Source organism: Archangium primigenium (genome assembly GCF_016904885.1).
Lineage (GTDB): Bacteria > Myxococcota > Myxococcia > Myxococcales > Myxococcaceae > Cystobacter > Cystobacter primigenius.
In genome coordinates this window covers 683,983-710,679 of sequence record NZ_JADWYI010000001.1, presented here as the reverse complement: position 1 = coordinate 710,679, position 26,697 = coordinate 683,983, and the positions used below count along the sequence as shown (strand labels likewise).

Here is a 26,697-nt window from a genome sequence, read left to right as displayed (position 1 = left end):
AACTCCTGCGGACGCTGTGGCGCTCGCCCCGGAGGCGCGACGCCCTTATCCATGAAACAGAGGAAGGCGGCGCTCGTAACCCGATCTCCCACCCAAGTCAACGGCGGGATCACTTCCCACCCCCCGCCGCCCCCGCCTTCCCTCGGAGCCCCCCATATCTGGGGGTGGGAGCCCCCCGCCACCCCCAGATCCACCTGGATCAGTCCAAGGCCTCCAGGTGCCCGGAATCCTTGGGGTTGGGGTGGGGAACTTGATCGCCCAGGTACCCCCTGTTAGCACCCGAGGTCCCCTGCCTGGCCCTCCGCCGGCGCACCGGAGGCCTTCTCGTGAACGCGCTCGCCCGCACCGCCGCTCCTCCTTCAAGTGCCGAGAATCTCTGGGAGCGGATGCTCGACTGCTTCCGCCAGGACAAGCTCGACTACGCCCTGGGGTGGGTGGGCCGGATGCGCCCCCTGGAGGTCCGCGAGGAGGTGCTGGTGCTGGGCGTGCCCGACCGGTTCTACCGGGACTGGGTGGACGATCACTACCGGCCGCTCCTGGAGTCCACGCTGGCCCGGGTGACGGACGGGCCGGTGAAGATTGGCTACGAGGTGGTGGCGGGCCTGGCGCCGAGCCCCACGCTCCAGGCGGCGCCCGCCGCGCGCCCCGACGGCCCCCGGCCCCCGCGCATGAACGCGCGCTTCACCTTCCAGAGCTACGTGGTGGCCGACAGCAACCAGCTCGCCGCCGCGGCGGCCGCCGCCGTGAGCGACAGCCCCGGCCGGGCCTACAACCCGCTCTACGTGTACGGCGGCACGGGCCTGGGCAAGACGCACCTGCTCCACGCCATCGGCAATAAAATCTGGGAGCGCGACCCCAGCCAGCGCGTGGTCTACCTGTCGAGCGAGCAGTTCACCAACGAGTTCATCGAGAGCGTGCGCGAGCAGCGCATGCCGGAGTTCCGCCGCAAGTTCCGCGACGAGTGCGACGTGCTGCTCATCGACGACGTGCAGTTCCTCGGCCGCAAGGAGGAGACCCAGCGCGAGTTCTTCCACACCTTCAACACCCTGCACGAGCTGGGCAAGGCCATCATCCTCACCAGCGACATGGTGCCCGCCGAGGTGCCGGGGCTGGAGGACCGGCTGCGCAGCCGCTTCAGCATGGGGCTCATCACGGACATCCAGGAGCCCAACTTCGAGACGCGCGTGGCCATCCTCCAGAAGAAGTCGGCGCTCGAGGGCATGGACCTGCCGGACGACGTGGCGCACTTCATCGCGCGCGCCATCCAGAAGAACGTGCGCGAGCTGGAGGGGGCGCTGGTGAAGGTGAGCGCCATCCACTCGCTGTCGCGCCAGCCGGTGACGGTGGACTTCGCGGCGCACGTGCTCAAGGACGTGCTGCCCAGCCGCCAGGTGGTGGACGTGGAGTCCATCCAGAAGGAAGTGGCGCGCTACTACAAGGTGCCCGTGGAGGCCCTGAAGGAGGACCGGCGGCACAAGGCGCTCGCCCACGCGCGCCAGGTGGCCATGTACCTGAGCCGCAAGCTCACCAAGGGCTCCTTCCCGGAGATCGCCGCGCGCTTTGGCAAGGACCACTCCACCGTCATCTCCGCGGTGCGCAAGGTGGAGAAGCTGCGCGAGACCGACACCGGCGTGAAGCGCGAGCTGGACGAGCTGGAAGCGAAGCTGACCGGCGAGTAGACGGGCGTTCCCGTCCCCCTCGACATGACCTCGGACGTGACTTGACTGCGGGTGACCCGGGAGGTCATCTTGTCCGCGCGGTCATCACGGGAGGAGTGTGTCGATGGACGGGTCCAGGTCGTCGTCTCTCAGGAACGAGCCCAACCTCACCCACGGCGAACAGCGCATCCTGGCGCTGCTCGAGGCGTGGGGTCCCCGGCTGGAGCGCCTGGAGCAAGGGCAGCAACGGTTGGAACAGCGGATGGAGCGCGTGGAACAGCGGCTGGAGCGCGTGGAGCAGCGCCTCGACGCGTTGGAGCAGCGGATGGAGCGCGTGGAGCAGCGCCTCGATTTGGTGGAACACCGGCTCCAGGATCTTGAGGAGAAGGTGTCCGCGCAGGGACGGGAGCTGCGAATGCTGACCTCCCAGGTGGAGATCGAGGCGGCCGCCAGCAAGCAACGCGACCGCCAGTTCAACCTGGAACTCCTGCGCTACCGGGACGAGGAGCACCTGCGCCTCAACCAGCTGCGCGACTCCTGGTTCAAGGAGCTGCAATTCCTGCGGGCCAGCGTCACCGAGCGGTTGGATCAGCACAACACCCGCCTGGAGATGCTGGAGCAGGCGGTCCAGCGGCTGGGCGACCAGCTCGCCCAGGCGTTCCAGCGGCAGTGGGCGCCCCTGCCCACGGCCTGAGCCGTCCCGCGGGTGTTTGGCGCCGCCACACCCACACGCGCCGTGGCGGCCGGGCGGGACAACCCACCACCGGGTCCGGTATACCTCTGGGCCGTCCGCCCCCCGCGAGGCGCTCCGGCCCATCCCTCGTCCCCCCCGGGACGAGGACGGGCGTTGTCCGGAGGCGCGGCCCGGCGGGGACGGGCGCGGAGGAGCAATACCCATGCGGTTGACGGTCTTCGGAGCGACGGGGCGGGTCGGGCACACACTGGTGCACGACGCGCTGGGGCAGGGGCACGAGGTGACGGCGTACGTGCGGGATCCGAAACGGCTGGGCCTCAAGCACGCGCGGCTCCTCATCAAGAAGGGCAGCCTGGAGGACGGCGTCACCGTGGCCGACGCCATCCGGGGCTCGGAGGTGGTGGTGAGCGCGCTCGGCGCCCGGGACGCCACCCACGCCGTCACCGTCGTCACCGAGGGCCTGCGCAGCATCGTGGCCGCCATGAAGGCCGAGGGCGTGCAGCGGCTCGTCACCGTGGGCGCCGCGGGCCTCCTGCCCCACGCGTCCGGCGGCCTCACCGGCGAGCACGGCGTGCCGCCCTTCCTGCGCCACGCCTTCGAGGATCACCGGGGGGCCTTCCTCGGCCTGCGCGAGAGTGATCTCGACTGGGTGGTGGTGTGTCCGCCCGTCATGCCCAGCGGCGTGAAGACGGGCAAGTACCGCACCGCCGTGGAGGCCCTGCCCACGGGCGGCCGTCAGGTGTACGCCGAGGACGTGGCCGACTTCACCCTCAAGGTGGCCACCGGCCAGGACCACCACCGGGTGCGCGTGGGCATCGTCGGGGACTGAGGCCGGAGGCCACGCCATGTTCCATCCCAAGGGTCCCAGCGTCCTGGAGCTCGTGCGGCAGGGGCTCCAGTCGGTGGAGCGGGGCTATGACTTGCTCGCGCCCAAGTTCGAGTACACGCCGTTTCGCACGCCCGAGCCGGTGGTGGCCGCGAGCCTGCTGCTGGCCGGGGCGGACCGGAGCGTGGCGAGCGCGCTGGACGTGTGCTGCGGCACGGGCGCGGGCATGCGCCACCTGCGCCCGCTGTGCCGCGAGCGCGTGGTGGGGCTGGACCTGAGCCAGGGCATGCTGGACGAGGCCCGGCGCCAGCTCGCGGACGCGCCGGGCGAGGCCGCGCTCGAGTTCGTCCAGGGAGACGCCCTGGCGCTGCCCTGGACGGAGACGTTCGACCTGGTGACGAGCTTTGGCGCCTTCGGCCACATCCTCGAGGCGGACGAGCCCCGGCTGGTGGCGGGCATCCACCGGGTGCTGCGCCCCGGGGGCCGCTTCCTCTTCGTCACCGGGGAGGAGCCCTCGCGGCTGCGGCCCGGGTACTGGATGGCCAAGGCCTTCAACGCCGCCATGCACGTGCGCAACGCCGTGTGGCGCCCGCCCTTCGTCATGTACTACCTGACGTTCCTGCTGCCGCGCGCCCGTGCGCTGCTCGAGGCCCAGGGCTTCCAGGTGGACGTGTACCGGGACGTCTTCCCCGCGCCCTATGACCGCTTCGGCCTGTGCGGGGTCATCGCCACCCGGCGCTAGCCACCGCCCGGAGTGAACACTGCGCGGCTAAAACCCGCTCCGCCCCTCCGAGGGCGGTGCTAAGCGGTGGGCCCTTGAACCCCGAGGAGGCCCTCGCTCGCATGAAAGCATTCATCGCCGCCGCCGCCCTCGCCCTTGGCGCCCCGGCCTTCGCCCAGCAACACGAGGCGAAGCCGCTGAGCCCCGGACGCGAGGCGCTGGCGCTTCCCTTCGAGAAGTACACGCTGCCCAACGGGCTGGAGGTCCTGCTCGCGCGCGACGCCAAGCTGCCCGTGGTGGCCGTCAACATCTGGTACCACGTGGGCTCCTATGACGAGCAGCCGGGCCGCACCGGCTTCGCCCACCTCTTCGAGCACATGATGTTCCAGGGCTCCAAGCACGTGCCGGACGACGTGCACATCGGCCTGCTCGAGCAGCTGGGCGCCACGGACCTCAACGGCACCACGAGCTTCGATCGCACCAACTACTTCGAGACGGTGCCGAGCAACCAGCTCGCCACGGCGCTCTGGCTGGAGAGCGACCGCATGGGCTTCCTGCTCGACGCGCTCGACGAGAAGAAGCTGCGCACCCAGCAGGAGGTGGTGAAGAACGAGCGCCGCCAGACGCTGGAGACGCGCCCCTACGGGCTCGCCCAGGAGAAGCTCTGGCAGACGCTCTTCCCCGCGCCCCACCCGTACTTCGGGAAGATCATCGGCTCCATGGCGGACCTGGACGCGGCCACCGTGGACGACGTGAAGGCCTTCTTCCGCACCTGGTACACGCCCGCCAACGCCACGCTCGCCATCGTGGGGGACTTCGACCCCGCCCAGGCGCGCGCCCTGGTGGAGAAGTACTTCGCCACGCTCCAGGGCAGCGCCAAGCCCGCGCGGCCCCAGGTGGCCCCGCTCACGCGCACCCGGGAGCAAGTCATTCGCCACGACGAGAAGGTGGGCACGCTGCCGCTCGTGAGCATGGCGTGGCTGAGCCCCCCCTACCTCACCGAAGGCGACGCCATCGCGGACGTGCTCGCCAACGTGCTCGGCACGGGCAAGTCCAGCCGGCTCTACAAGCACCTGGTGGTGGACAAGGGGCTCGCGCAGAGCGTGAGCGCCAACCAGCAGAGCCTGGGCGCCCAGTCCGTCTTCACCGTGGAGGCCGTGGCCCGGCCCGGCGTGTCCAGTGACGCGCTCGCCAAGGAGCTCGACGTGGTGCTCGACACCCTGCGCCGCGAGGGCCCCACCCCCGCGGAGCTCGACCAGGCGCGCACGCGCTTCGAGACGCAGATGCTCGCGGGGCTCCAGTCCGTGGGCAGCTTCGGCGGCAAGGCCGACGTGCTGCAGACGTACAACCACCACAAGGGCGACCCGGGCTTCCTCATGGGCGACCTGGAGCGCTACGACGCGGTGACGCCCGAGTCGGTGCGCGCCTTCATGCGCGAGTCGCTCCAGCCCCAGCAGCGCGTGGTGCTGCACGCCGTGCCCTCGGCCCCCGCGGCCGGTTCCCCGCCCGCTCCCCAGAAGGAGAAGCCCTGATGCGCCGCCGGCTCCTGGCCCTGTCCACCCTGGCGGTGCTCACCGCCTCCGCCTGCCGCACGGCCCCCGCGCCCGTGCCCGACGCGTCCACGCCCGCGCCCTCGTCCGAGCCGGGCCCGGCGCCCGCCGCGGACGCCGAGTCCTTCCGCGACACCCCGCCCCAGCCCGGCAAGCCGCCCGAGCTGGTGCTGCCCACCTTCCAGCGCGCCGAGCTGGACAACGGCCTCACGGTGCTGGTGAGCACGCGCCGCGAGCTGCCGCTCGTCTACGTGGGCCTGAGCTTCGCGGTGGGCGGCGCGGGGGACCCCGCGGGCAAGTGGGGCCTCGCGGACCTCACCTACAAGACAATGCTGGAGGGGGCGGGCGGCAAGGACACGCTCGCGCTCGACCAGGCCTTCCAGAACCTGGGCGTGTCGCCCTCGGTGAGTGTCTCCTCGGACGGGGCCACCCTGGGCGTGCGGGTGCTCGCGCGCAACACCGAGGCGGCGCTGGCGCTGCTCACGGACGTGACGCGTCGGCCGGCGCTCGCGCCCAAGGACTTCGAGCGGCGCAAGACGCTGCAGCTCGCGGAGCTGGTGCGCGCCCTGGGCAGCCCGGGCTTCCTCGCCCAGCAGGCCTTCCTGCGCACGGTGTTCGGCCCCACGCACCCCTATGGGCACTCGGTGAGTGGCCTGCCCTCCACGGTGCAGGCGGTGACGGCCAAGGACGTGCGCGCCTTCCACGAGGCGCACGTGGGCCCGCGCACCACGGCGCTCGTGATCACCGGGGACATCACCCTGGAGCAGGCCGTGGCCCTGGCCAGGAAGTCCTTCGGGGACTGGAAGGGCAAGGCGGTGCTGCCGCCGGTGCCGCCCGCGCCGCCCGTGCCCACGCGCACCCAGGTGGTGTTCGTACCCAAGCCGGGGTTGGACCAGACGGTGGTGCTCCTGGGGCGGCCGGGCATCGCCGCGAGCAACCCGGAGGAGTCGGCGCTGGAGCTGGCCACCACGGTGTTCGGCGGCTTCTTCGGCAGCCGGCTCAACATGAACCTGCGCGAGGACAAGGGCTACAGCTACGGGGCCAACGCGAGCGCGGACGGGCGGCTGGGCGTGGGGCCGGTGACGGCCTCGTCGTCGGTGCGCGCGGACGTGACGGGCGCGGCGCTCCAGGAGTTCTTCCGGGAGCTGGAGGGGGTGCGCGAGCGGCCCATCACGGCCAAGGAGCTGGAGTCGGCGCGCGAGGGCCTCATCCAGAGCTTCCCGGGCTCCTTCGAGTCGGTGGAGGGCCTGGGCCTGAGCGCCTCGGCGCTCTTCACGCTGCGCCTGCCCATGAACGAGTACGCGCGGACGGTGGAGGGCCTGCGCAAGGCCACCCCGCCCGAGGTGCAGCGCGTGGCCGAGGCCTACCTGGCGCCGGGCAGCATGCAGGTGGTGCTGGTGGGTGACCCGGACACCGTGAAGAAGCAGGTGGAGGGGTTGGGGCTGGGCCAGTGGACGGTGGAAGACCCCACCCAGACCCCCAAGCCGCGCCGCTAGCCAGGGGCCCGGCGACCAGGGCCCAGCGACTAGGGCCCTTCCTGGGGGTCCGCGTCCTGCTCGGACTCGGTGCGGCCGAGTCCCTGCCGGTCGTACTCGTCGGACTCCTCGATGGGGCTGGTGATGTGCGAGACGGGGCCGCCCACGGGCCCGTCGCTGTCGAGGGCGAACTTGGCCTCCTCGGTGGAGTGGATGGCATCGGCGGCGTAGAGCGGCCGGGTGTCATCCGCCTCCTGGCCCCGGTCGACCCGGTCCTTCTCGAAGGGGGGCGTGCCGCCGCGCCGCGCGTTCTTGTCATTGCGAGCCATGTGAGGCCTCCATGCGCGGGAGCTGTTCCCCGACGCTCCCTAATGTGGGGCGCCCCCCGGGCCCGAGGCCATCCCGCGACGGGCGGCGCGGCGCTCGCCCGCCTGGCGGCTCCCGTCATTCCGGCAAGGGATTCGCGGCGCGGAACTCGGCGGCGAGTTCCAGGAGCCGCTGGATGGCCTGCTCCGAATCGTCCCCACAGGCCTGGAGGAAGGGCTGGGGCCAGCGCTCACCCGGGGGAAGGGCCTTGGCCTCGTGCAGCCACCGCTCGAACCGGGAGTATTCCTCGTCCCGCGCTCCCGAGAGGCCGAGACACAGGCGGTAGCCATCGATGAAGCCCGCCATGCGCCATGCCTCCACGGCGCCGATGAACATGCCCAACCGGCCCGGGACATCGCCCACTTCCCGGTGGATCTCCAAGAGGAGGTCCACCGTGCTCTTGGGCCGATGGGCGGGCACCCAGGAGGCTTTCACCGAGGCGGGGTGTTGACCCGGGGCGTACCAGGGAATGGCGGCCAGGGCCTCCTCGGACAGTCCACGGAACTCGGCGACGTAATCCAGATACTTGAGCACCGCGCGGGTGTGGTCGCCGTGGAACTCCTGCAGATACGCCGAGCCCCAGCCTTGACCGGGCCAGGCCTTCTTCACGTCGCGAAACCACTCGCCAAACAGACGATCCGGACCTTCCTGCACACCGCCGGCCCGCAGACACTCCAGGTAGCCCTGCACGAAGCCCGTCATCCACCGCACGTCCGGTGTGCCGATGTGCTGGTAGGGACCCGCGGTGCGTGTCAGCAAGTCCTGCCGGATGCGCGACAAGACATCCCAGAGAGGGACCATGGGCTTCACCGCGGAAGAGGCCCTCACGCTCGTCTGGCTCATCGCGCCCCCGTCACGGTCTCGACCACGCTCTGGGTGACATCGGATCGCGCGCTCAGCCGACTCATGTACTCCGACCAGGGAAGACCCGCCGCACCCGTGTACGCATCATAAGCCCGCCCGTTCATCCGAACGACGACATGGTACCCCGTCTCGGTCACCATGGAGTCCCGACCGTTGGCCATCTTGAACACCATGTAAGGAACCTGCTGAGCGGACCGGGTCCTCAACTCCACGAACTCCGGCCTGCCACCCAAGCGGGTGAAGGCGGTGTGGACTGTCTGTGCGACCCCCTGACAGGCTCCCGCCACCTGCTTGCTCGCGTCGAAGGCGGTCCGGATGCCCAGGAGCCAGGCGGGAGCGTTCTTCCCCGTGGTCAGCGCCCAGTACTCGATGGCTTCCGAGACCTGACCGCGCGCGAGCAGGGCGGCCGTGTGATTGCTCAACGAATCCGCGGCCAGCACCTCCGCGGTCACCAGTCGGGCCGTCGGTGACGCGCCTCGGGATTCGCCCGCGGACAGCATCAGGAAAATGACCAAGCAGAAACGCAGGGAATTCATGAAATCAAATAATACTCCAAGTAAAATCATGAATTCAAGAACCCCACACAGAGGTGCGGGGTCACCCATCCCACTGGGACGCGTCGCGGCCGGGTGGCCGTCACCGGAACGCGCGGGTCGGCGGGGTGCCTTGCCCGCCGTGGATTGACACGACGCTTCCGGCGGAGCCAGCGTCGCGTCCATGAGGGAGATGGCCTTTCACGAGTACCGGGGATGCCAGCTGGCGTATGGCTTCGCGGGGGCGGGTCCGCCCGTGTTGTTCATCCAGGGCGTGGCCGTGCAGGGCGCGGCCTGGAGGCCCCAGGTGGAACGCCTTCGCGAACACCACGCGTGCCTGTGGTTCGACAATCGGGGCCTCGGCGGCAGTCAGCCGCTGGACGGACGATTGAGCGTGGAGCGGATGGCCGAGGATGCCCGGGCGTTGATGGACGCCCGGGGTTGGGACTCGGCGCATGTCGTCGGGCATTCCCTGGGAGGACTCATCGCCCAGCACCTGGCCCTGAGTGACCGCGCACGCGTGCGCAGCCTGTCCCTGCTGTGCACGTTCGCCCGGGGTCGGGACGTGACCCGGCCCTCGGCCCGGATGATCTGGTTGGGATTGCGCTCGCGGGTGGGGACGAGGCACCAACGCCGCCGGGCCTTCCTGCGCATCGTCCTGCCGCCCGAGGTCCTCGCCCGCGAAGACCCGGACGCCTGGGCCGAGCGGCTCGCCGAGCACTTCGGACACGACCTGGCGGACGCGCCTCCGGTCACGATGAAGCAGATGGCGGCCATGGGCGCCTATGACGCCACGGCCCGGCTGGGAGCACTCGCGGGCCTGCCCACGCTGGTGGTGAGCGCGGCGCATGATCCCATCGCCCCGCCGAGGCTGGGCCGGGCCCTGGCCGCCGGGATTCCAGGGGCCCGCTACGTCGAGGTCGCCGAGGCCTCGCACGGGCTGCCCCTGCAACTGCCCGAGCGGGTCAATGCCCTGCTGCACGAGCATTTCCTCCGCGCCTCGGCGGGAGGGTAGGGCGGGCGCTCGACCCTCAGAAGTGGCCGCGCGGCGCGCCCAGCTGGGGCGTGTCCGTGCCGCCCCGCGGCTCGAGCGAGTAGAAGTAGTCATCCCACCACGGCCCGCCGGCCCAGTACGTCCAGCCCAGATAGACATCCGCGTTGGCCTCGAGGTGGCCGAGGATGTTGTCGAGCGCGCTCAGGCAGACGGCGTCCGGACCTCCGGCGAACTCGCCCAGGAAGCCCTTCTTGCCGTGGGTGCGCAGCCAGTTCGTGAAGCCTTGCATGCGCTGGGCGCCGATCGTCGCGCTCACGCACCCGGCCTGCGTGCCCGAGGAATCCCCCTCCAGGTACTGGTGCGCCTCGAAGGCGTAGTGGTTGGCCGGGTCCCGCACGCCCAGCATCGCCGTGGCGTTGGGCGTGCCGTACCAGCTGCCGCCCCAGGAGTGGGCCCCGGTCCACGCGTTGCCCGGCACGAGGATGAGCTGGGGGGCGCCCGCGGCGCGGATGGCCTGGATGGCGGCGTTGGCCGCGCCCAGCCACTGCTCGGTGGGCATGCCGTGGGGCTCGTTCATCAATCCGAAGAGCACCTGGGGGTTGCCCTTGAACAGGGCAGGAGGCCCTCCCGCGACGGGCGGCGCGGCGCTCGCCCGCCTGGTGGCTCGCGCTACCGGAAGGCGTTGTTGGACGTCCGGTCGCCCGCGAGCCAGCGCGCCAGTTCCCGGTGGGCCTTCTCGCGGCGGGCCTTGTGGGCGTCCGGGGTGATGGCCTCGGGCAGGTCATGGGTGAACTCCACGAGCATGCCGTTGGGGTCCTCCACGTAGAGCGAGCGGCAGTAGCCGTGCTCCAGCACGTACATGCCGGGCTCGGCGTAGCCCGCAGCGCGCAGCCGCCGCTCGATGCCGTCCTGGGCCTCGCGGCCCACGTGCAGCGCGATGTGGTGGAAGGGCGAGGTCGGCAGGGTGGGGCCGAACAGCGCCTGGTCCTCCGGCTTCTCGAACTGGAAGAACGCGAGCGCGCTGCCGTCCTCCAATTCGAAGAAGGTATGGCAGTAGGTGCGCATGGCGCCGAACAGCTCGTCGGACTCGCACCAGGTGGCCACGAGCGGCAGGCCAATCAGCTCCTCGTAGAACCGCCGCGTCGCCTCGAGATCCTTCGTCACATAGGCGGTGTGGTGAAGCCGGCTCGGGGCCTTCGCTGAACTGTTCATGGTGTCGTCTCCCGGAGGGTTGAGACCCGGGAGACTAGCCGCGGTCGCGAGGCCATGTTTGACACGTCAAAGACACACACTCGGAGGCGATGGGTTTCGCCCGGAGCGTGGCCCCACCGCTCAGAGGTGGCCGCTCAGCGCGCCCAGTTGGGGCGTGTCCGTGCCGCCCTGGGGCTCGAGCGAGTAGAAGTAGTCGCCCCACCACGGCCCGCCGGCCCAGTACGTCCAGCCCAGATAGACATCCGCGTTGGCCTCGAGGTGGCCGAGGATGTTGTCGAGCGCGCTCAGGCAGACGGCGTCCGGACCTCCGGCGAACTCGCCCAGGAAGCCCTTCTTGCCGTGGGCGCGCAGCCAATTCGTGAAGCCTTGCATGCGCTGGGCGCCGATCGTCGCGCTCACGCACCCGGCCTGCGTGCCCGAGGAATCTCCATCCAGGTATTGGTGCGCCTCGAAGGCGTAGTGGTTGCCCGGGTCCTGCACGCCCAGCATCGCCGTGGCGTTGGGCGTGCCGTACCAGCTGCCGCCCCAGGAGTGGGCCCCGGTCCACGCGTTGCCCGGCACGAGGATGAGCTGGGGGGCACCCGCGGCGCGGATGGCCTGGATGGCGGCGTTGGCCGCACCCAGCCACTGCTCGGTGGGCATGCTGTAGGGCTCGTTCATCAATCCGAAGAGCACCTGGGGGTTGCCCTTGAACTCGGTGGCCAGCCGCTTCCAGAAGTCCGCGAAGTCGGCGTTGGGCACGCCCGCGCCAATGACCTGGCCGTTGTAGCGCGCGTAGTTGTGGGGATCGAGGATGACGAAGGTGCCCTTGCCCGTCAGCCGGTTCACCGTGGTCTTGAGCCGGGTGAGCTCCGCCGCGTCGAAGGCGGCGTTGCGCGTGCGCTGCAACCGCTCCCACTTGAACGGCAGACGGAACGTGTTCATCCCCTGGGCGATGTAATAGTCCGCCGTCATGTAGTTGGAGTACGCCGGATCCGGATAGACATACGTGGTGCCGTGCGTGCCCGGCAGCGCCGAGCCGAACTCGGCGCCCGCCAGGTTGATGCCCCGGTAGGGCAGAAGGCCCGCCCGTGAGGGCTCCGGCGCTCCAGTCCCCTCGGCCACGGGCTCCTTCACGGCGGGCGCGTCACTCCCGGACGCGGACCCCTCGCCGCCTCCACAACCGCCCAGCAGCATCCCCAGCGTGAGCCAACCCCGCATCCGGTGGTTCTTCATGACGGTCGTGTCCTCCCGCGTCGTGGTCGAGGGCACTGTGTCTGCATTCACAAACCGGGTCAAGCAACCCAAGACAGAACGGCAATTCAATCCCTGTCACAACGTGACAGCGGGACGGCATCCGCCCGGCGCGCCCTCACCGCGGGTGGCGGAGGACTCCACGGCGCGGCCAGGAGACGCCCCCGTGGGTGTGGGCTAGGGTCCGCGCATGACCGACCCCGCCGATCCGACGCCCTTCGCCACCGCCACCACCTGGAGCGCCCTGGGGGAGGGGCGCTACGCGGGCCGCATCACCCCCCACTGGTTCCAGGGACGCGGGGCGTATGGCGGCGTGCTCGGCGGGGCGCTCTTGCGCTCGATGATGCGCGAGCTGGCCGAGCCCGAGCGCACGCCGCGCTCGCTCACCGTGCACGTCTGTGGACCGGTGAGCGAGGCCGAGGCCCTCATCACCGTGCGGCTCGAGCGCGCGGGACGCCAGGTGTCGCACCTGTCCGCGCGCCTGGAGCAGGAGGGCAAGGTGGCGTGTCTGGCGACCGCCACGTTCGCGCTGCCACGTGACACCTCGCTCGTCTTCAGCGAGGCGCGTGCGCCCGAGGCGCCGCCGCCCGCGGACCTGCCCTCCATTCCCAGCGAGTTCCTGCCCGCGTTCGGGGCGCACTTCGACTACCGCTGGTTCCAGGGGCTGCCCTTCGCCGGCGCCGCCGAGCCGCGCATGGCGGGCTGGGTGCGCCCGCGCCAGGGCGAGCCCCTCGACGCGCCCCTGCTCGTGGGGCTGTTGGATGCCTTTCCCTCGGCGGCCTTCGCCCGCGTGGACGGCTTCTGCCAGGGCGCCACCATGGACTACACGGCGCACTTCTACGCGCCCCTGCCGCTCGCGAGCGCGCCGGACGCCTTCTTCCTGCGCACGAGCCACGCCCTGCACGCCGCCCAGGGCTACGCGGACGACCTCGCCCATGTCTGGAATGAGGAGGGCCAACTGTTGGGCCAACTCCGGCAAATGGCGGCCATCTTTCCGCCTTCCCGGTGATTACCCATCTCCTGTCGCGGCGCGCCACGTCTGGTTTGGCGTGACGCACGGCGTAAAGCCTGTCTTTCCGTCAAGAGAAGTTAGCCTTTGCGCGAGGGGAGTGCTAACACCGGCGGCGCTCGCCGGTTGGAACACCCTGAGGGGGGGAACCGACCGGGGCCCGTGGCCGCGCCACGGCTACCCCAAGGAGACGACGTCCATGCGCAAGTTCTTCCTCGTCAGCACCGCCGCCCTGTCGCTGTTCGCCATCGGCTGTCCTTCCCCCGAGGACGTCTGCAAGTCCGGCGTGGATCAGGTCTGCGAGCGCCAGTACGAGTGTCAGTCGGACGCGGCCAAGGCCTCCACGCAGTTCCAGGCCGTGTTCGGCACCAGCGAGAGCGACTGCAAGACCAAGCTCTACGCGGCCAGCAGCTGCTCGGCGCGCAAGGACGACAACGACAACTGCACGGGCACCAACGCGGGCAAGACGTTCGACCTGGGCGCCGCCTCGGACTGCTCGGACGCGCGCGCCAAGCTGTCCTGCGCGGACTACCTCGCCGCCTTCGGCACGGACCCCTCCAAGCAGCCCGCGGTCTGCGCCAACGTCTGCAAGTAATCCCCCCCTTCCGACTGGAAGCATCCCGCCGGGGCCCCTCACACGGGGGTCCCGGTTTTTCTTTGGTTCTTCCTGGGTTCTTCCCTGTCGTGCCGCGCGGCGGGGAGCAGGCGGGCGGGTTCTCACCGGGTGGCTTCCGCTCTCCCGGGGGCTCGGTTAGCGTGCGCGCCGCCCCCGCGCTCTCGCGGCTGGTCGTGGGACACGGGCGCGCACTCCGAGGTTCAGCACAGATGGCAAGGATTTCCCAGGATCAGGCGCAGGAGCGGCACAGCTTCCTGCTCGAGCTGTTCCGCGCCCAGCCGGACATCAGCCGCAACGAGGCGATGGACACCTACAAGGACAAGTTCGGCGCGTCGCTCAACGCCAAGACGTTCAACGAGCTGCGCGAGCAGTCCCAGCGCGATGTGCCCGGGACGGACGAGCGCGGCGAGGAGGCCTCCGTCGAGGCCGAGGCCGAGGCCGAGACGCCCGGGGACGACCTGGCCGGCCGGCTCAAGCTGGTGGCCTCCAGCGAGCCGCTGGCCCTGGCGACCGCCGCCAAGAAGCCCAAGCCCACCAAGGGCGTGGCGGTGAAGAACGTGTTCGTGGACGCGTCGCAGGAGCAGCTGCAGTTCCTCGAGCGCGTCATCCACCAGTTGCAGGAGGCCGGCGCGAACAACGTGCGCATCGACCACGGCACGGACCGCTGGATGGTGCTCACGGTGGACGCGAAGTAGTCCCCCGTGCCCTCGTGCCCGGCGGGGCCTCGTCCCTCAGGGGCGGTGCTCGCCGGGTGGGGGGATGGGGGAGGGCTGGTGCCGGGGCAGGTGGAGCATGAAGCGCGTGCCCTCGCGCGGCGTGGAGCGCACCTGGATGCGCCCCCCGTGCGCCCGGACGATTTGATCCACGATGAACAGCCCCAGCTCCTCCGGGCGCCCCGCCTCGGGCGGCGTGAGCGGAGGGGAGAACAGGCCGGGCAGCTGGGCCTCGGGGATGCAGACCCCCTCGGTGTGCACCTCCACGTAGGACTCGGACGGCCGGGCCTCCACGCGCAGCGTGACGGGGTGCTCGGGCGAGCCCTGTTGGAGCGCGCCGCGCACCAGGTGCTGGAGGGCCTCGGCCATGCGGGACGCGTCCCACGACCCCAACACCTCCTGGGCGACGAAGTCCACCCGGCGGTGGGGGAAGGCCTCGCGCGCCGCGTCCACCACGTGGCGCGCGAGCACGTCCATGCGCGTGGGGGACACGGCGAGCCGCAGGCCCTCGCGCACGTGCCGGGACGCATACGCGAGCGCCTGGTCCACCTGGTGGCGCGCGCGCGCCACGCCCGAGAGGATGTGCTCGACCTGGCGCAGATCCTCCGTGCCGAGCTCGCCGCCCAGGAGCAGCGCCCGGGCCCCGAGCAGGATGGTGTCGAGCGGCGGCGTCATGTCCCGCAGGAGCACGGGCAGCAGCCAGCGCAGCGGGGGCGCCCCCAGGGACGGGGAGCCGTCGGCCCGAGGCCCTTCCGCGCGGGGCGGGGCCTCGGCGTGCGCCAGGGCGGAGGCGGCGGCCTCGGCGAGCACCTCGAGCAGGAAGAGCTCGCGCGCGCTCGCCGTGTGCTCGCGCGACCAGTAGAGCCCGATCGCGCCCCGGCACGCCTCGGCGCCCCCCATGGGCATCATGGCGAGGCTCTTCACCCCGGTGGGCTGGTAGAGCACCCAGGGCACGCGCTCGTCCCGCGCCGCGTCCGTCACCACGGCGGGGCGCCGGTGGCGGATGGCCCACCCGGAGATGCACTCCCCCACGGGAAAGCGCCGCCCGCGCCAGAGCGCGCCCGGGACGTCCTCCTCCACGTAGAAGACGTGCTCCCCCTCGCTCAGCACGAACGAGGCCCCGTCCGCCTCGATGAGGCCCCGGGCCAGCTCGCACGTCCGCCGGGCGAGCACCCCGGCGTCGTCCACGCGGGCGAGCGCCGCCTGGGCTTCCAGGAGCCGCAGGGTGTCGTCGAGGGAGATGCCCGCCTGCCGTGCACGTGAGGAGAAATCCATGAGCCGTCCTGTCCGGCCAGTTCCGGGCCTCCCGAGACCCTCTACCGGACTTGACGGCTTGGAAGCGCGTCACGGTGACGCTTATGCCCGAAATCGGGCGCCTGGCGGCTCAGAACTCCGCGCCCCCCTCCAGTTGGGGCGAGGGAGCGGGCGCCGCCAGGGGCTCGGCGGCCCGCGTGGGCTCGGTGGCCGCGAAGGCCTCCGGGCGCCAGAGCCGCTGGGTGAGCACCAGCGCGAGGAAGAAGAGCGCGCTGCCCGCGGTGATGAGGCGCACCCCCACCCGGTCCGCGAGCGCCCCCTGCAGCCACACCCCGACCGCGTACCCCACGGCCACCATCATGCTGTAGACGCCGCTCACGCGGCCCTGCAGGGCCGTGGGCACGCGCAGCTGGCACGCGGTGTTGAGGCTGGTGAGCGTGGCCATGTACAGCGCGCCGAGCCCCACCATGGCCAGCGCGGCGGTGTGCAGGGTGGGCGCCATCCAGTACACGGCCGCCACGGGGCCGATGAACACCAGACACACCTCCAGGAGCCGCCGGCGTCCGAGCCGCGTCACCAGGGGGCCGATGAGCACCGCCGCGAGCACCGCGCCCACGCCCTGCGCGGCCACCAGGAAGGACGTGGCGGCGGCGCCCTCGTGGAAGACGCGGATGGCGAACACCGGCACCAGCCCGATGAAGGGCGAGACGAACAGGGACACGGCGAAGGCGGTCACGAGCAGCATCCACAGCGTCGCGTCCTCGCGCGACACGCGCAGCCCCCGCATCAGCCCCTGGCCCAGCGCCTCCTGACGCTCGTGGGCCGCGGGCGGCTGGGGCCGCACGCGCCAGAGCGCCCACAGCACCGCCACGAAGGACAGCGTGTTGACGGCCAGCGCCCACGCGATGCCGTGCGTCGCCATCACCCCCGCGCCCAGCGCCGGACCGACGATGCGCCCCAGGTTGTACTGCGCCGAGTTGAGGCTGAAGGCGCTGTGCAAATCCTCCGGCGGCACCGAGCGCGAGATGAGCGCGGCGAAGGCGGGGTTGACCAGGCTGCTCGCGCACCCGTTGAGCAGGGACAGCACCGCCACCGCGGGCACCGTGAGCCGGCCGGTGAAGGCCAGCAGCGTGAGCACCGCGGCGAGCACCGCCTGGGCGAGCATGCCCGCGGCCACGAAGGCCCGCCGGTCGAACCGGTCCGCCAGCACGCCGCTCACCGGCGCGAGCACCACTCCGGGCAGGAACGTCAGGGCGGCGATGCCTCCGGTCGCCTCCGCGCGGCCCGTCACCGTGGTGACGAACACGCCCAGCGCGAGCGTCTCCATCCACGTGCCGATGTTGGAGACGAGCGCTCCAGACCAGACATGGACGAAATCCCGGTGCCCGAAGGCCCGGAGCGACGAGAAGCGGGACAGGTGGAGGGCGGACACGGGTGCTTCCTTTTAACCCGTCCCCCCCCGGCGCGCTCGGTGCGCACCCGCGTCCCTGCCCGAAACACGACGCCCGCCCGCCGCGCTGACAGGCATTGCGGGCAAGTGCCGTGAAACCATACTTATATGCCTTCAAACCGTCCTGGAATCCGTGGGACGTCCAACGGACTCCGGGCTCCGGCTCAGGGCGCGGCGCGCGAGGCGCTGGCCTTGGGCGGGGTGATGACGCCCTCGGGGCTCACCCGGGCGCCCGAGGTGGGGAAGTCCTCGGCGGTGAGGCGGCGCACCAGCTCGATGACCTCGCCGCGCGGGTCCGGCTGGGGAATGCCCCGGCCCTCCTGGCGCGTGGGCAGGAGCCGCCCGGCGACGAAGCGGCCCCGGCCGTCCAGCTCCACGTCGGCGATCATCCCCAGCCCCTGCGGGCCCTTGAGGTTGAAGGAGCCGTAGGTGGCGAAGTTGCCCAGGGAGTAGAGGATGAGCTTGTCCTTGTAGAACTCGAGCGCGCGCACCACGTGGGGGCCGTGGCCGATGACCAGGTCCGCCCCCGCGTCGATGACGGCGTGGGTGAAGGCGCGCAGGTCGCCCCGGTTCTCGCCGTAGAACATCTCCGTGCCCTGGGGGATGTTGAGCGCCTTGCCGCCTTCCGCGCCGCCGTGGAAGGACACCAGCACCACGTCATGCCCGCGCTTGACCGAGCGGATGAAGGCCGAGGCGGTGGCGTGGTTGTTCACGTGGTTGCAGTTGGGCGAGGTGTGGAAGGCCACCATGGCCACGCGCAGGCCGTTCTTCTCCACGGTGGCGACGGTGCCAGCGGGGCCGCTCCAGGCGATGCCGAGCCCGTCCAGCGTGGCCTCGGTCTCGCGGCGGCACAGCTCGCCGAAGTCGCCTGAGTGGTTGTTGGCCGTGGAGGCCAGGTCCACGCCCGCGTCCTTGAGGTAGGCCCCGTAGCGCGTGGGCGAGCGGAAGGCGTAGCAGTTGCCGCCCTTGCGGCACTTCTGCGTCTCGCCGTTGTCGCACAGCGGGCCCTCCAGGTTGATGAAGGTGAGGTCCGCGTCGCGCAGCAGTGGAGCCACCGCGGTGAGGCTCGCGGCGCCGTCATCCGGGGGCAAGAGGCCCTCGGGGAAGGAGGTGCCGAGCATCACGTCCCCCACGGCGCGGATGCGCAGCCGGGCGTCGGCCGGGGGCGGCGGACGGGGCGCGGCGGCGCTGTCCTGGGCGAGCTGGCGCTGGAGCGCGGACTGACCCCGGGCCTGGGTGAGCGCGTCCTCGAGGTCCGGGTGCTTGGGGTCGAGCTTCTGCACCGTGTTCCACTCGGCGAGCGCGTCCGGCCAGCGGTTGAGCAGCGAGTAGGCCCAGCCCAGTTCCCAGTGGCAGTCCACGCGCACGGGCGCCGAGCGAGTACACGCGGAGAAGGCGGCGACAGCGCCCGGGGCATCCTTGGCCTTCATCGCCTCCACGCCCCGGTCGAAGAGCGCGTCCACCTCGGCGGCGGTGGACACCAGGGGCGGGGGCGCCTCTGGAGCCGGCGGCGCGGGCGGAGCCTCGCTCACGGGCGGCGGCGCGGGCGGGGCCTCGGGCGCGGGTGGGGCCGGCGGGGCCTCGGGGGCGGGAGGAGGAGGCTGGGGCGCGGCGGGAGGCTCGGGCGGCGCGGCGACGCGGGGCGTGGCGCAGCCTCCGAGCGAGGCGAGCGCGAGCACGGAGAACAGGAGGGAACGGGAGCGCATGGGGGCGGGCATCTTACGGTGTGCGCGCAGCGCGGGGGGAGGGGTGTGTGGAGCCTCGGACGCTCGACGGCCCGGCCCCTGAGCGAGGCCCCCCGTTTCGCGTAGGGTGGCCGCATGCGCCCACTGCCCACTGCCCTGCTGCTCGCCGCGGTGTCGTCGTGCACCGCGTGCGGTCCCGACGCCCCCACGCCGCCGCCCGAGCCCCGCGCGCCGCTGGACTCCCTTCCCACGGTGACGTGCACGCTCGAGGCCCGCAGCCCGCTGGTGGTGGACCTCATCGATGCACAGGGCAACCGGTTCCTCGACGAAGCCTTCATCCGCGTCTGGTCGGAGGATCGGGTGCTCCGGGACACCTGCCGCGAGCACTGTGAGTCCTGGGCCCCGTCCGTCGAGGGGGTGGGGCACTACTTCATCCAGGCCTGGAGCGCGGACGAGCGATGGAGGGCGAGCGGGGAAGCACGGGTCGCGCGCGACGCGTGTGGGATCATCACCGAGCAGGTGACCCTCACGATGACCGCCGTGCCGTGACGTGAGACAAAAGGCGCATGAGCAAGCGCCTGGTCCTGACCACCATCACCGCGAGCGCCCTGCTGCTGGGGGGGTGCTTCGTGGCCTGCCAGAAACACCCCTCGCTGGATCCGACCCCGCCGGGCGAGGAGGTGCCGCCGCCGGAGAACAAGCCGCCGGCGCCAGTGGTGCTCGCGGCGGGGGACATCGGTAACTGCTCCTCGGACGGGGACGAGGCCACGGCGGCGCTGCTGGACCAGCAGCCGGGGACAGTCCTGGTGCTGGGCGACAGCGCCTACCCGACGGGCTCGGCGAGCGCGCTGACCAACTGCTACGAGCCCTCGTGGGGCCGACACAAGGCGCGCACGCGGCCGGTGCCGGGCAACCACGAGTACCTGGAGCCCGGGGCGGCCCCCTACTACGACTACTTCGGCGAGGCGGCGGGCGAGCGGGGCAAAGGCTACTACAGCTTCGACCTGGGCACCTGGCACCTGGTGGCGCTCAACTCGGAATTGCAGGGCGAGGCCTCGACCGAGCAGCAGCGCTGGCTGCGTGAGGATTTGAAGGCGAATCCCACGCGCTGCACGCTGGCGTACATGCACCGGCCGCTCTTCACGTCGATCGCGGTGCGCAACAACGGCTTCGTGCGACCGCTCTGGGAGATTCTCGCCGAGGCGGGCGCGGAGGTGATGGTGACGGGGCACGATCACTTCTACGAGCGCTTCGCGCCCCAGACACCGCAAGGCCAGACAGTGAGCGAGGAGCAGGGCATCCGCCAGTTCGTGGTGGGCACGGGCGGCACGTTCTTCTATCCGCTGGAGCCCGCGCCCCTGAGCAGCAGGAAGCGCATTGGAGACAAACACGGCGTGTTGAAGCTCACGCTGGAGGAGGAGGGCTACACCTGGGAGTTCCTCCAGACAGACGGCGACGTGGGCGACCAGGGCCGCGGCGTCTGTCACTGACCCTCTTGCCCAACTTGACTCCGTGATGTTATCGGTTAATCGCCGGGGACGTGTACCCAATGGCTCGCAAGGTCATGTCTCTCAGCGACCGAGCAAACCCAGAAACCCTAAGTGGACGCTCCACACAACCACACATAGAGCACCCATTGTACACCGAAAAAATTCAAGCAGTTCACCGCGATGAAGCGATGCACTACATCAAGCCGATTCTTGATGGGTACCGAAGCCACTGGGACAGTGTCTACGTTGGTGTGACCACCGAACCCAAATTGCGTTACAAGCAGCATACGCGCAACGGTTGGGAGCAGATGGTCGTCCTCTACGAGGCATACAGAGCCGACATCGCCATCGATCTGGAACGGGATTTGATCGACTACGCACACAGGTGTCGATTCCGCAATCCCATAACAAACATCAATCCTGGAGGAGAAAGTCTCAGCACCAAGGAAACCTCTCACTTCCTTTACATCCTGCTAAAAGATAAACGTCTGTAACCGGTATTCACAGATGAAGCCATCCAGCGTATTTTTACTCACGGCGGCGCTCCCAGGATGCTTCCTGTGGGCCACGCCCCCCAAGCCCGTGGTGGAATGGCCCGACGCGCATTCCACCCGGAATCTGGTGCCTCCCATGGAGGCGGGGGCCGCGCTCGCGGCCGCGGGTGCCCTCCGCGAGATGCTCCGGGAGAACACGGACCCGGGCCTCTTCTGGGGCTGCACCAGCCCCGAGCAGGGATTGGACGTCGCGGTCTTCACCGGTCCCACGCCCCAGCTCTATTACGTTGTCCTGGATGAGCGTTTCGACCGGTGCGGAGGCCCCCGGGGGCGCGTGCTCGACTGGTGGTATGTCTATGCCGTCACGCCCCAGGGCGAGGTCATCGCCCGGGCACCCCCGCCCGCCGCTCCCGAGGAGCCCCCCCCTCGACCGGGCCCTGATTCGTCCGCCCATGGGGCGTGGATCAAGCGGCTGAGCGCGTCAGGTACACCCTGAACTGCATCGCGGCGAAGAACTGACGCGGAGGCTCGAAGCCCGCGCGCGCGAGCAGCGCCGCGAGGGCCGTCTCGGACTCGGGCAGGTTCTGGCGCGCGAAGGCCTCGGCCATGTTCCGGCCGAACTCGATCGGCGCGCCCGCCCACCGCAGCCGGTGCTCCTCCACCGCCGTGAGCACGGGATCCACGCCCACCCGGCAGCCGAAGACGAAGGGCGCCCCCGGCTGGAGCCGCCGCTTCACCTCGCGCAACAGCGCCAGCCGGCCCTCCTCGTCCGGCACGTGGTGCAGCACGCCGATCATCTCCGCGCCGTCGAACAGGGGGCCCTCGGGCAGCGAGTCCAGGGTGCCCACGTGCAGGTGGGTGCGCTCCTTCAAGCCCAGGTCGGCCACCCGCGTGCGCGCCACCTCCAGCATGTCCGCGGACGGGTCCACGCCCGTGAAGCGCCAGCCGGGCGCGCCGTGCCTCACGTAGGGAATCAGATCCTGTCCCGTCCCCACGCCCACGCACAGCAGCGAGGCCGTGTCCCGGCCGGCCAGCAAGGCCGTGAGCACCGTGGCGGTCGCCTCGTGCAGGGCCTCCCCTCCGATGAACCAGTGCTTCATCTGGGCGTCGTACTGGGCGGCGCGCTCGGCGCCGAAGTGGCTTCGGAAGGACGCGCCGTGCGCGGGGGCCCCGTGGGCGTGCGCGTGCGCGTGGGAGTGGGCGTGGGAATGGTCGTGCGAGGACATGGGCAGCTCCGGCCCGCCCGGTGGGGCAGGGCGATGGTCTGAGCGGAGCATGCGTCCAAGGCCCCGCGCGCGGGAGAGCGGGGATTCCGGTGGGATCGGCGGGGATTTCGCTCCCCGCCCGGAAGTTCACCGCCGGGCCTTCTTCTCCCTCACCGGGCGGGCGGGCTTCTTCTTCTTCACCGGCTGGCACACGGGGTTGGGCTTCCTGTCGGCGATGGCGAGCTGGAACGAGCGTCGGCCCACACACCCCACCCGGGCCCCCGGGTTCTCCTCCTTGGGCACCCGGAAGAGCCGCGCGGGCGCGCCCTTCACCAGGTACTGCCGCCACCACACGCGCTGCCTGTCCTTGCCGTACAGGCCCTCGCCACACTCCTCGGCGGGCAGCCGCCCCTGGACCGAGGTGAAGGCGGGCGCCTGGGCCCCCTCCACCAGCAGCACGCCGAAGTAGACGCGGCCCTCGGTGCGCACGAAGCCACACCCCAGCTCGTCGTACCCCTGGCCCGAGCCCCGGGGCACGGCCACGAAGGAGGGCAGCGCGGGCTTCGCGGTGTGGTTGAGGTAGAGGAAGCGGGCGTCGCGCGGCCGGCAGTCCGCGTCCACCTCGAAGGTCGCCGCGTCCACCAGGTCCAGGCGCGTGAGCACGTCGGCGCCGTCCACCGTGTCCTGATCATCCAGGGGCTTGTCCCAGTAGATGCCCGTGGAGGAGCGCACGAAGCCGCAGCCGAGCGGCTTGAAGGTGTCGGTGGCGAAGGGCAGGGGGGGCCGGTTCTTCAGGGGCCGGTGGAGCAGGGGGGTGCAGCCGCGCCACACCCGCGCGCCGTCCGCGTAGAAGCCCTGGCCGAGCGGCTGGAGCTGGTCCGCCCCCGGGCCCACCTGCTTGTCGCCGCACTGGGTGAGGGGCGTCTCCGGTGTGGGAGGCGACTCGGCGCGCGCGGACGGGCTCCCGAGCCACGCCCCCAGCACGGCCAGGGGGGCCAGGAGCCACGTGGATGGATGACGCGTCCTTCCCATAGGGCGCGCATCATGGCCCGTCTTGCCCCCTGAGTGAACAAAGCCTTTGTGCCTGGAAACCCGGGCGGGCCGGAGGCACACCCCGGGTGGGAGCACTCAGGCGCGCGCGGGCGAGGCCTGGGGCTCGACGCGGCCGGGAGCCCACGTGCACAGCACCAGCGCGGCGGTGCCCGCGAGCAGGGCGATGAAGGCGAAGCGCGCGGGAAAGCCCCCGGGCAGCAGGTCCACGAGGGCGATGGTGAAGGAGCCCCCGAGCATGCGCGAGGCGTACACGGCGCTCGTCACCATGCCCCGGTGCTGCCAGGGCGCGCGCGTCTGGGGGCCCACGATGGACGTGGAGGCGGCCGGCCCGAGCCCCATGCCCAGCAGCGCCAGGCTCGCGAAGAGGGCGGGCACGTCCCAGCCCCGGGCAACGCCGAGGGTGAAGAGCACCGTGCCCAGGAAGGCGAGCGAGAAGCCGCCGCCGGCGCTCGCCCGGAGGCCGCCCCGGGCGAACACCCGCACCCCGAAGGTGGAGCCACACGCCCAGCCCCCGAGCAGCGGCACCAGGGCGAGCCCCGCCATGAGGGGGCTGTGGCCGCCGCGCTCGGTCATCCACAGGGGGACGAAGGCGGTGGTGGCGTAGAGCAGGCCGCCGGCGAGCAGTCCGCCGAACAGGCCCGAGCGCACGGTGCGATCCTCCAGCAGGTCCAGGGGGATGAGCGGGGCGGCGGAGGCGCGCTGCTGGCGCAGGACGAGCACGCCGCCCGCGAGCGCGGCGAGCGCGAACAGGGGCCGCCACGCGCCCGCGTTGCCCTCCAGGGCGAAGAGGAGCAGGGCGAGCGAGGTGCCCACGAGCGCCGGGCCCACCAGGTCCACCCGGGTGGCGGGGCGCACGGGATCCTTGAAGGACAGGTGCAGGAGCACCAGGGCGAGCAGGCCCACGGGCACGTTGACGAGGAAGACCCAGCGCCAGGAGGCGTGCATGACGAGCCAGCCGCCGATGAGGGGGCCCACGACGTTGGCGCCGCCCCAGGCCGCGGTGAACAGGCCCTGGATGGAGGCGCGCTCGCGCAGGGAGTAGAGGTCCGCGCTGATGGTCATGGTGGTGGGCTGGAGCGCCCCGGCGCCGAGCCCCTGGAGGACCCGGAAGGCGATGAGGGCGGGCACGCTCGGGGCGGCGCCACAGAGCACGGAGCCGAGGAGGAACAGGCCCATGCCCAGGGTGAAGATGGGCTTGCGGCCCAGGTGGTCGGCGAGCTTGCCGAACAGGAGCATGCCCACCGTGGAGGCGAAGAGGTAGGCGGAGAAGACCCACGAGTAGAGGTGCTGTCCGCCCAGCTCGCGCGTGAGGGTGGGCATGGCGCTGGTGACGACGGTGGCCTCGAAGGCGGTGACCACCAGGGCCAGGAGCACCGCGCCGGTGGCCACGCGCCGGGCCAGACCCGGAGGGGCGGCGGGGGCGGCTTCCGAAAGACTCGCATCCATGGCCTTTAGAAATAACGGATCGCCCGCCATGCGAAAGACGCATCCCGCGCATAGACTCCATGCACAAACCGCATGAACACGGAACAGCTACGCGCCTTCGTCCAGGTGGCCCGGGAGGGTCGGCTCACGGTGGCGGCGAAACAGCTCGGGGTGTCGCAGTCCGGACTCACGCGCCAGCTCCAGGCCCTGGAGGAGGAGCTGGGCGTGCGCCTGCTCGTCCGGACGCAAGGGGGCACGGTGCTGACGGAGGCGGGGGAGCGCTTCCTGCCGCACGCGCGAGGGGCGCTGGACGCGCTGGCGGTGGGCGCGGCGCAGCTCGGGGAGCTGACGACGACACCCGAGGGGTCGGTGGCGCTCGGGACGCTGCGCACGGTGAGCGCGTCGGTGCTGCCGGAGCTCGCGCGGGACTTCAAACAGCGCTACCCGGACGTGCGGCTCAAGCTGAGCGAGGGCCCGCATGACACGCTCGAGACGCGGGTGGCGGGGGGCGAGCTGGACCTGTGCATCGTGGCCCTGCCGCTGCGGCGGGTGGAGCTCGTGTCGCAGAAGCTGTGGGAGGAGGACTTCGTGCTGGCGGTGCCGAAAGGCCATGCGCTGTCACGGCTGGGCCGACCGGTGGCGCTGACGGAGGCCCTGGCGGAGACGTGGGTGGTGATGCCGCGCATGACGGGGGCGGCGGCGCTGGAGGCGGCGAGCGAGGCGAGCGGAATCCATCCCCGGATCGCGGTGGAGATCGACAGCGCGGAGGGCATGCGGCGAATGGTGGAGCAGGGATTGGGGGTGGCGCTCCTGCCCGCGTTGATGGCGAAGGAGCACGCGGCGCGAGGCTTCGACGTGGTGGCCCTGAGCAAGGGGGGTCCGAGACGTCAGGTGGCCCTCGTGCACCGAGGAGAGGAATACCTCACCGCGGCGGCCCGGGCGCTCAAGCGGTTCATTATTGACACCCTCCGGCGCGCCGAAGCTCGTCCGTCGTCCACACACCGATAAACACAGACAACCCAAGAGGCGCCATGCACTCCAGTCCCCATGAACTCCAGCAATTGATGGCCGAGGCAAAAGGCCTGGAATTAGGAAGCCCCCGACAACTGCAATTGCTCGAAGAACTTCGTGCCCGATGTCCCGCGTTCGTCCCCGCGCTGCTGTTGGCGAGTCGGGCCGAGCTGTGGAGCGGTGAAGACGCCGAACAGACGGATGCCGCCTTCGCTCGTATCGAGCGCATGCTCCAAGAGGCCGTCGAGTTGTCGGACAGGTCGCCCGAGGCCCTCATGGGATTGGCGCGCTTCATGAGCGTCGTGCGGGCCGCTCCCGAGCGCGCCGAGGCCCTCTACCGCGAGGCGAGCCAGCGAACCCTCGAACTCCTGGAGGACTCCTGGTCGGGCTTGATCGAAGCCCTGGGAGAACAGGACAAGACCGAGGAGGCCATCGGTGTCGCCCAACGTGCCCTGTGCGTCTTCCCAAACTCCCAACTGATCGCTGAAGCTCGCGCCTTCGCGAAAATGGCCCCTCTCCACTGGGTTAGGGAACGTCAAGAAGAACGCTGACGTGCAGAGGGACCCGCTTCAGAAGCACCGGCACCTCCCGGCGACCTCGGATCGGGCGACTGCGAAGAAGAACCGGGCGGCGACGCTTCCGGTTCTTCCGGCTCGTCTGGCTTCTGTTCCTCAAGGATGGCCGCCACGGCGAACGACACCAGCCCCACCAGTCCTACAATTCCGGCGATTCCAATAGCCACTTCCCACCAGGGAGAAGCATCGGAAGTCCGCTTGGTGGCCCCCTGGGTGGCTCGCTTGGTCGCCTCCATCGCCTCATTCACCCGAGCGTGGAACTCCTCCACTCCCATCCCGAACACCTCGGCAAATTTCTTGAAGGTGAAAGGATCTGGGTGCGCTTGCCCCCGCTCGATACGCGACAGCGTCGACTGCGTCAGACCCACACGTCGCGCCAAGTCTTCTTGCGACCACTCCTTCTGGGCCCGCAGTGTGGCGATGATCTTCCCAACGACCAGTGCGTAAACCTCTGATTCGCTTGGCTTCTTCGCTTGTTCAGGGGGCATGGCTCACCTCGCGCAGCATAACATGGGGTGCACTCATCCAAATTGCGGGAAAGATACTACATTGTCCACCCATTCCCGCATAATATGCAGATTTAGGTCGTTG

29 protein-coding genes are annotated in these 26,697 nt (G+C 70.8%); 16 read left to right on the top strand and 13 right to left on the bottom strand.

The features are described 5' to 3' along the window. Window positions 1-326 precede the first annotated feature (326 nt). The 6 genes from dnaA (at window position 327) to I3V78_RS02970 (ending at window position 6,945) form a co-directional block, all read left to right on the top strand. On the top strand, window positions 327-1,679 hold the full coding sequence (gene dnaA / locus I3V78_RS02995) for a chromosomal replication initiator protein DnaA (protein WP_204484805.1): 1,353 nt from the start codon (window positions 327-329) through the stop codon (window positions 1,677-1,679). 103 nt (window positions 1,680-1,782) lie between these two features. Then, window positions 1,783-2,352, top strand: coding sequence for a hypothetical protein (locus tag I3V78_RS02990; protein WP_204484804.1), 570 nt, complete (start codon window positions 1,783-1,785; stop codon window positions 2,350-2,352). A gap of 202 nt (window positions 2,353-2,554) precedes the next feature. Then, entirely contained in the window at window positions 2,555-3,181 is a 627-nt protein-coding gene (locus I3V78_RS02985; RefSeq protein ID WP_204484803.1) for an NAD(P)-dependent oxidoreductase, read from the top strand. A gap of 16 nt (window positions 3,182-3,197) precedes the next feature. Continuing rightward, entirely contained in the window at window positions 3,198-3,920 is a 723-nt protein-coding gene (locus I3V78_RS02980) for a class I SAM-dependent methyltransferase (RefSeq protein ID WP_204484802.1), read from the top strand. Between the two features lie 101 nt (window positions 3,921-4,021). Beyond that, complete coding sequence (locus I3V78_RS02975; RefSeq protein WP_204484801.1) at window positions 4,022-5,431, top strand: M16 family metallopeptidase; 1,410 nt, start codon at window positions 4,022-4,024, stop codon at window positions 5,429-5,431. Continuing rightward, complete coding sequence (locus I3V78_RS02970) at window positions 5,431-6,945, top strand: insulinase family protein (protein WP_204484800.1); 1,515 nt, start codon at window positions 5,431-5,433, stop codon at window positions 6,943-6,945. Before I3V78_RS02975 ends, I3V78_RS02970 begins: the two co-directional genes overlap by 1 nt. Before the next feature lie 29 nt (window positions 6,946-6,974). Here I3V78_RS02970 and I3V78_RS02965 read toward each other — a convergent pair whose 3' ends face one another. The 3 genes from I3V78_RS02965 to I3V78_RS02955 form a co-directional block, all read right to left on the bottom strand. After that, entirely contained in the window at window positions 6,975-7,253 is a 279-nt protein-coding gene (locus tag I3V78_RS02965) for a hypothetical protein (protein WP_204484799.1), read from the bottom strand. A 115-nt stretch (window positions 7,254-7,368) separates the two neighbouring features. After that, entirely contained in the window at window positions 7,369-8,118 is a 750-nt protein-coding gene (locus I3V78_RS02960; RefSeq protein WP_338023452.1) for a hypothetical protein, read from the bottom strand. A gap of 11 nt (window positions 8,119-8,129) precedes the next feature. Next, window positions 8,130-8,690: a hypothetical protein gene (locus I3V78_RS02955; protein WP_204484797.1), complete on the bottom strand. Its 561-nt coding sequence runs from the start codon at window positions 8,688-8,690 to the stop codon at window positions 8,130-8,132. A 190-nt stretch (window positions 8,691-8,880) separates the two neighbouring features. On the opposite strand from I3V78_RS02955, the gene I3V78_RS02950 reads away from it, so the two are divergent. Continuing rightward, complete coding sequence (locus tag I3V78_RS02950; RefSeq protein ID WP_239576270.1) at window positions 8,881-9,702, top strand: alpha/beta fold hydrolase; 822 nt, start codon at window positions 8,881-8,883, stop codon at window positions 9,700-9,702. Between the two features lie 16 nt (window positions 9,703-9,718). On the opposite strand, the gene I3V78_RS02945 is transcribed toward I3V78_RS02950, so the two are convergent. The 3 genes from I3V78_RS02945 to I3V78_RS02935 all read right to left on the bottom strand — a co-directional run bounded on the left by I3V78_RS02945 (window position 9,719) and on the right by I3V78_RS02935 (window position 12,108). Next, on the bottom strand, window positions 9,719-10,294 hold the full coding sequence (locus I3V78_RS02945) for a glycoside hydrolase family 5 protein (protein ID WP_275583532.1): 576 nt from the start codon (window positions 10,292-10,294) through the stop codon (window positions 9,719-9,721). A 56-nt stretch (window positions 10,295-10,350) separates the two neighbouring features. Next, the gene (locus I3V78_RS02940; protein ID WP_204484794.1) at window positions 10,351-10,893 is read right to left on the bottom strand and encodes a VOC family protein; all 543 of its coding nucleotides are present in this window, start codon (window positions 10,891-10,893) and stop codon (window positions 10,351-10,353) included. A gap of 120 nt (window positions 10,894-11,013) precedes the next feature. Beyond that, window positions 11,014-12,108, bottom strand: a complete 1,095-nt coding sequence (locus tag I3V78_RS02935; RefSeq protein ID WP_204484793.1) for a glycoside hydrolase family 5 protein — start codon at window positions 12,106-12,108, stop codon at window positions 11,014-11,016. A 208-nt stretch (window positions 12,109-12,316) separates the two neighbouring features. On the opposite strand from I3V78_RS02935, the gene I3V78_RS02930 reads away from it, so the two are divergent. From I3V78_RS02930 to I3V78_RS02920, 3 genes are all read left to right on the top strand, one after another. Further along, the gene (locus I3V78_RS02930) at window positions 12,317-13,135 is read left to right on the top strand and encodes an acyl-CoA thioesterase (RefSeq protein WP_204484792.1); all 819 of its coding nucleotides are present in this window, start codon (window positions 12,317-12,319) and stop codon (window positions 13,133-13,135) included. Between the two features lie 199 nt (window positions 13,136-13,334). Then, a complete protein-coding gene (locus tag I3V78_RS02925; RefSeq protein WP_204484791.1) occupies window positions 13,335-13,730 on the top strand; it encodes a hypothetical protein in 396 nt (131 codons plus the stop codon). Between the two features lie 230 nt (window positions 13,731-13,960). Next, window positions 13,961-14,446, top strand: coding sequence for a hypothetical protein (locus I3V78_RS02920; protein WP_204484790.1), 486 nt, complete (start codon window positions 13,961-13,963; stop codon window positions 14,444-14,446). 36 nt (window positions 14,447-14,482) lie between these two features. On the opposite strand, the gene I3V78_RS02915 is transcribed toward I3V78_RS02920, so the two are convergent. The 3 genes from I3V78_RS02915 to I3V78_RS02905 form a co-directional block, all read right to left on the bottom strand. Further along, window positions 14,483-15,739, bottom strand: a complete 1,257-nt coding sequence (locus tag I3V78_RS02915; protein ID WP_204484789.1) for a sensor histidine kinase — start codon at window positions 15,737-15,739, stop codon at window positions 14,483-14,485. A gap of 109 nt (window positions 15,740-15,848) precedes the next feature. Further along, window positions 15,849-17,150 carry an MFS transporter gene (locus I3V78_RS02910; RefSeq protein WP_204484788.1) on the bottom strand — a complete coding sequence of 434 codons (1,302 nt, stop codon included), beginning with the start codon at window positions 17,148-17,150 and terminating at the stop codon, window positions 15,849-15,851. Window positions 17,151-17,332: 182 nt separating this feature from the next. Then, window positions 17,333-18,874: a CapA family protein gene (locus tag I3V78_RS02905; RefSeq protein WP_204484787.1), complete on the bottom strand. Its 1,542-nt coding sequence runs from the start codon at window positions 18,872-18,874 to the stop codon at window positions 17,333-17,335. Window positions 18,875-18,988: 114 nt separating this feature from the next. Here I3V78_RS02905 and I3V78_RS02900 point away from each other — a divergent pair, with 114 nt between their 5' ends. From I3V78_RS02900 to I3V78_RS02885, 4 genes are read left to right on the top strand one after another with little or no spacing between them, the layout of a single operon-like run. Then, window positions 18,989-19,402 carry a hypothetical protein gene (locus tag I3V78_RS02900; protein WP_204484786.1) on the top strand — a complete coding sequence of 138 codons (414 nt, stop codon included), beginning with the start codon at window positions 18,989-18,991 and terminating at the stop codon, window positions 19,400-19,402. 17 nt (window positions 19,403-19,419) lie between these two features. After that, window positions 19,420-20,343, top strand: coding sequence for a metallophosphoesterase family protein (locus tag I3V78_RS02895; RefSeq protein WP_204484785.1), 924 nt, complete (start codon window positions 19,420-19,422; stop codon window positions 20,341-20,343). 59 nt (window positions 20,344-20,402) lie between these two features. After that, complete coding sequence (locus I3V78_RS02890) at window positions 20,403-20,837, top strand: hypothetical protein (RefSeq protein ID WP_204484784.1); 435 nt, start codon at window positions 20,403-20,405, stop codon at window positions 20,835-20,837. Between the two features lie 13 nt (window positions 20,838-20,850). Continuing rightward, on the top strand, window positions 20,851-21,333 hold the full coding sequence (locus tag I3V78_RS02885) for a hypothetical protein (RefSeq protein ID WP_204484783.1): 483 nt from the start codon (window positions 20,851-20,853) through the stop codon (window positions 21,331-21,333). On the opposite strand, the gene I3V78_RS02880 is transcribed toward I3V78_RS02885, so the two are convergent. The 3 genes from I3V78_RS02880 to I3V78_RS02870 form a co-directional block, all read right to left on the bottom strand. Beyond that, entirely contained in the window at window positions 21,302-22,063 is a 762-nt protein-coding gene (locus I3V78_RS02880; RefSeq protein WP_239576269.1) for a class I SAM-dependent methyltransferase, read from the bottom strand. The genes I3V78_RS02885 and I3V78_RS02880 overlap by 32 nt on opposite strands. Window positions 22,064-22,189: 126 nt before the next feature. Further along, the gene (locus I3V78_RS02875) at window positions 22,190-23,074 is read right to left on the bottom strand and encodes a hypothetical protein (protein ID WP_204484782.1); all 885 of its coding nucleotides are present in this window, start codon (window positions 23,072-23,074) and stop codon (window positions 22,190-22,192) included. Window positions 23,075-23,170: 96 nt separating this feature from the next. Further along, window positions 23,171-24,541, bottom strand: a complete 1,371-nt coding sequence (locus I3V78_RS02870) for an MFS transporter (RefSeq protein ID WP_204484781.1) — start codon at window positions 24,539-24,541, stop codon at window positions 23,171-23,173. Between the two features lie 72 nt (window positions 24,542-24,613). Between I3V78_RS02870 and I3V78_RS02865 the strand changes: the two genes are divergently transcribed. Then, window positions 24,614-25,528, top strand: a complete 915-nt coding sequence (locus tag I3V78_RS02865) for a LysR family transcriptional regulator (protein WP_204484780.1) — start codon at window positions 24,614-24,616, stop codon at window positions 25,526-25,528. Between the two features lie 23 nt (window positions 25,529-25,551). After that, window positions 25,552-26,082, top strand: a complete 531-nt coding sequence (locus I3V78_RS02860; RefSeq protein ID WP_204484779.1) for a tetratricopeptide repeat protein — start codon at window positions 25,552-25,554, stop codon at window positions 26,080-26,082. On the opposite strand, the gene I3V78_RS02855 is transcribed toward I3V78_RS02860, so the two are convergent. Further along, window positions 26,067-26,594 (bottom strand): helix-turn-helix domain-containing protein, encoded by a 528-nt coding sequence (locus I3V78_RS02855; protein WP_204484778.1) that lies wholly within the window; start codon window positions 26,592-26,594, stop codon window positions 26,067-26,069. The genes I3V78_RS02860 and I3V78_RS02855 overlap by 16 nt on opposite strands. Between the last annotated feature and the right edge of the window lie 103 nt (window positions 26,595-26,697).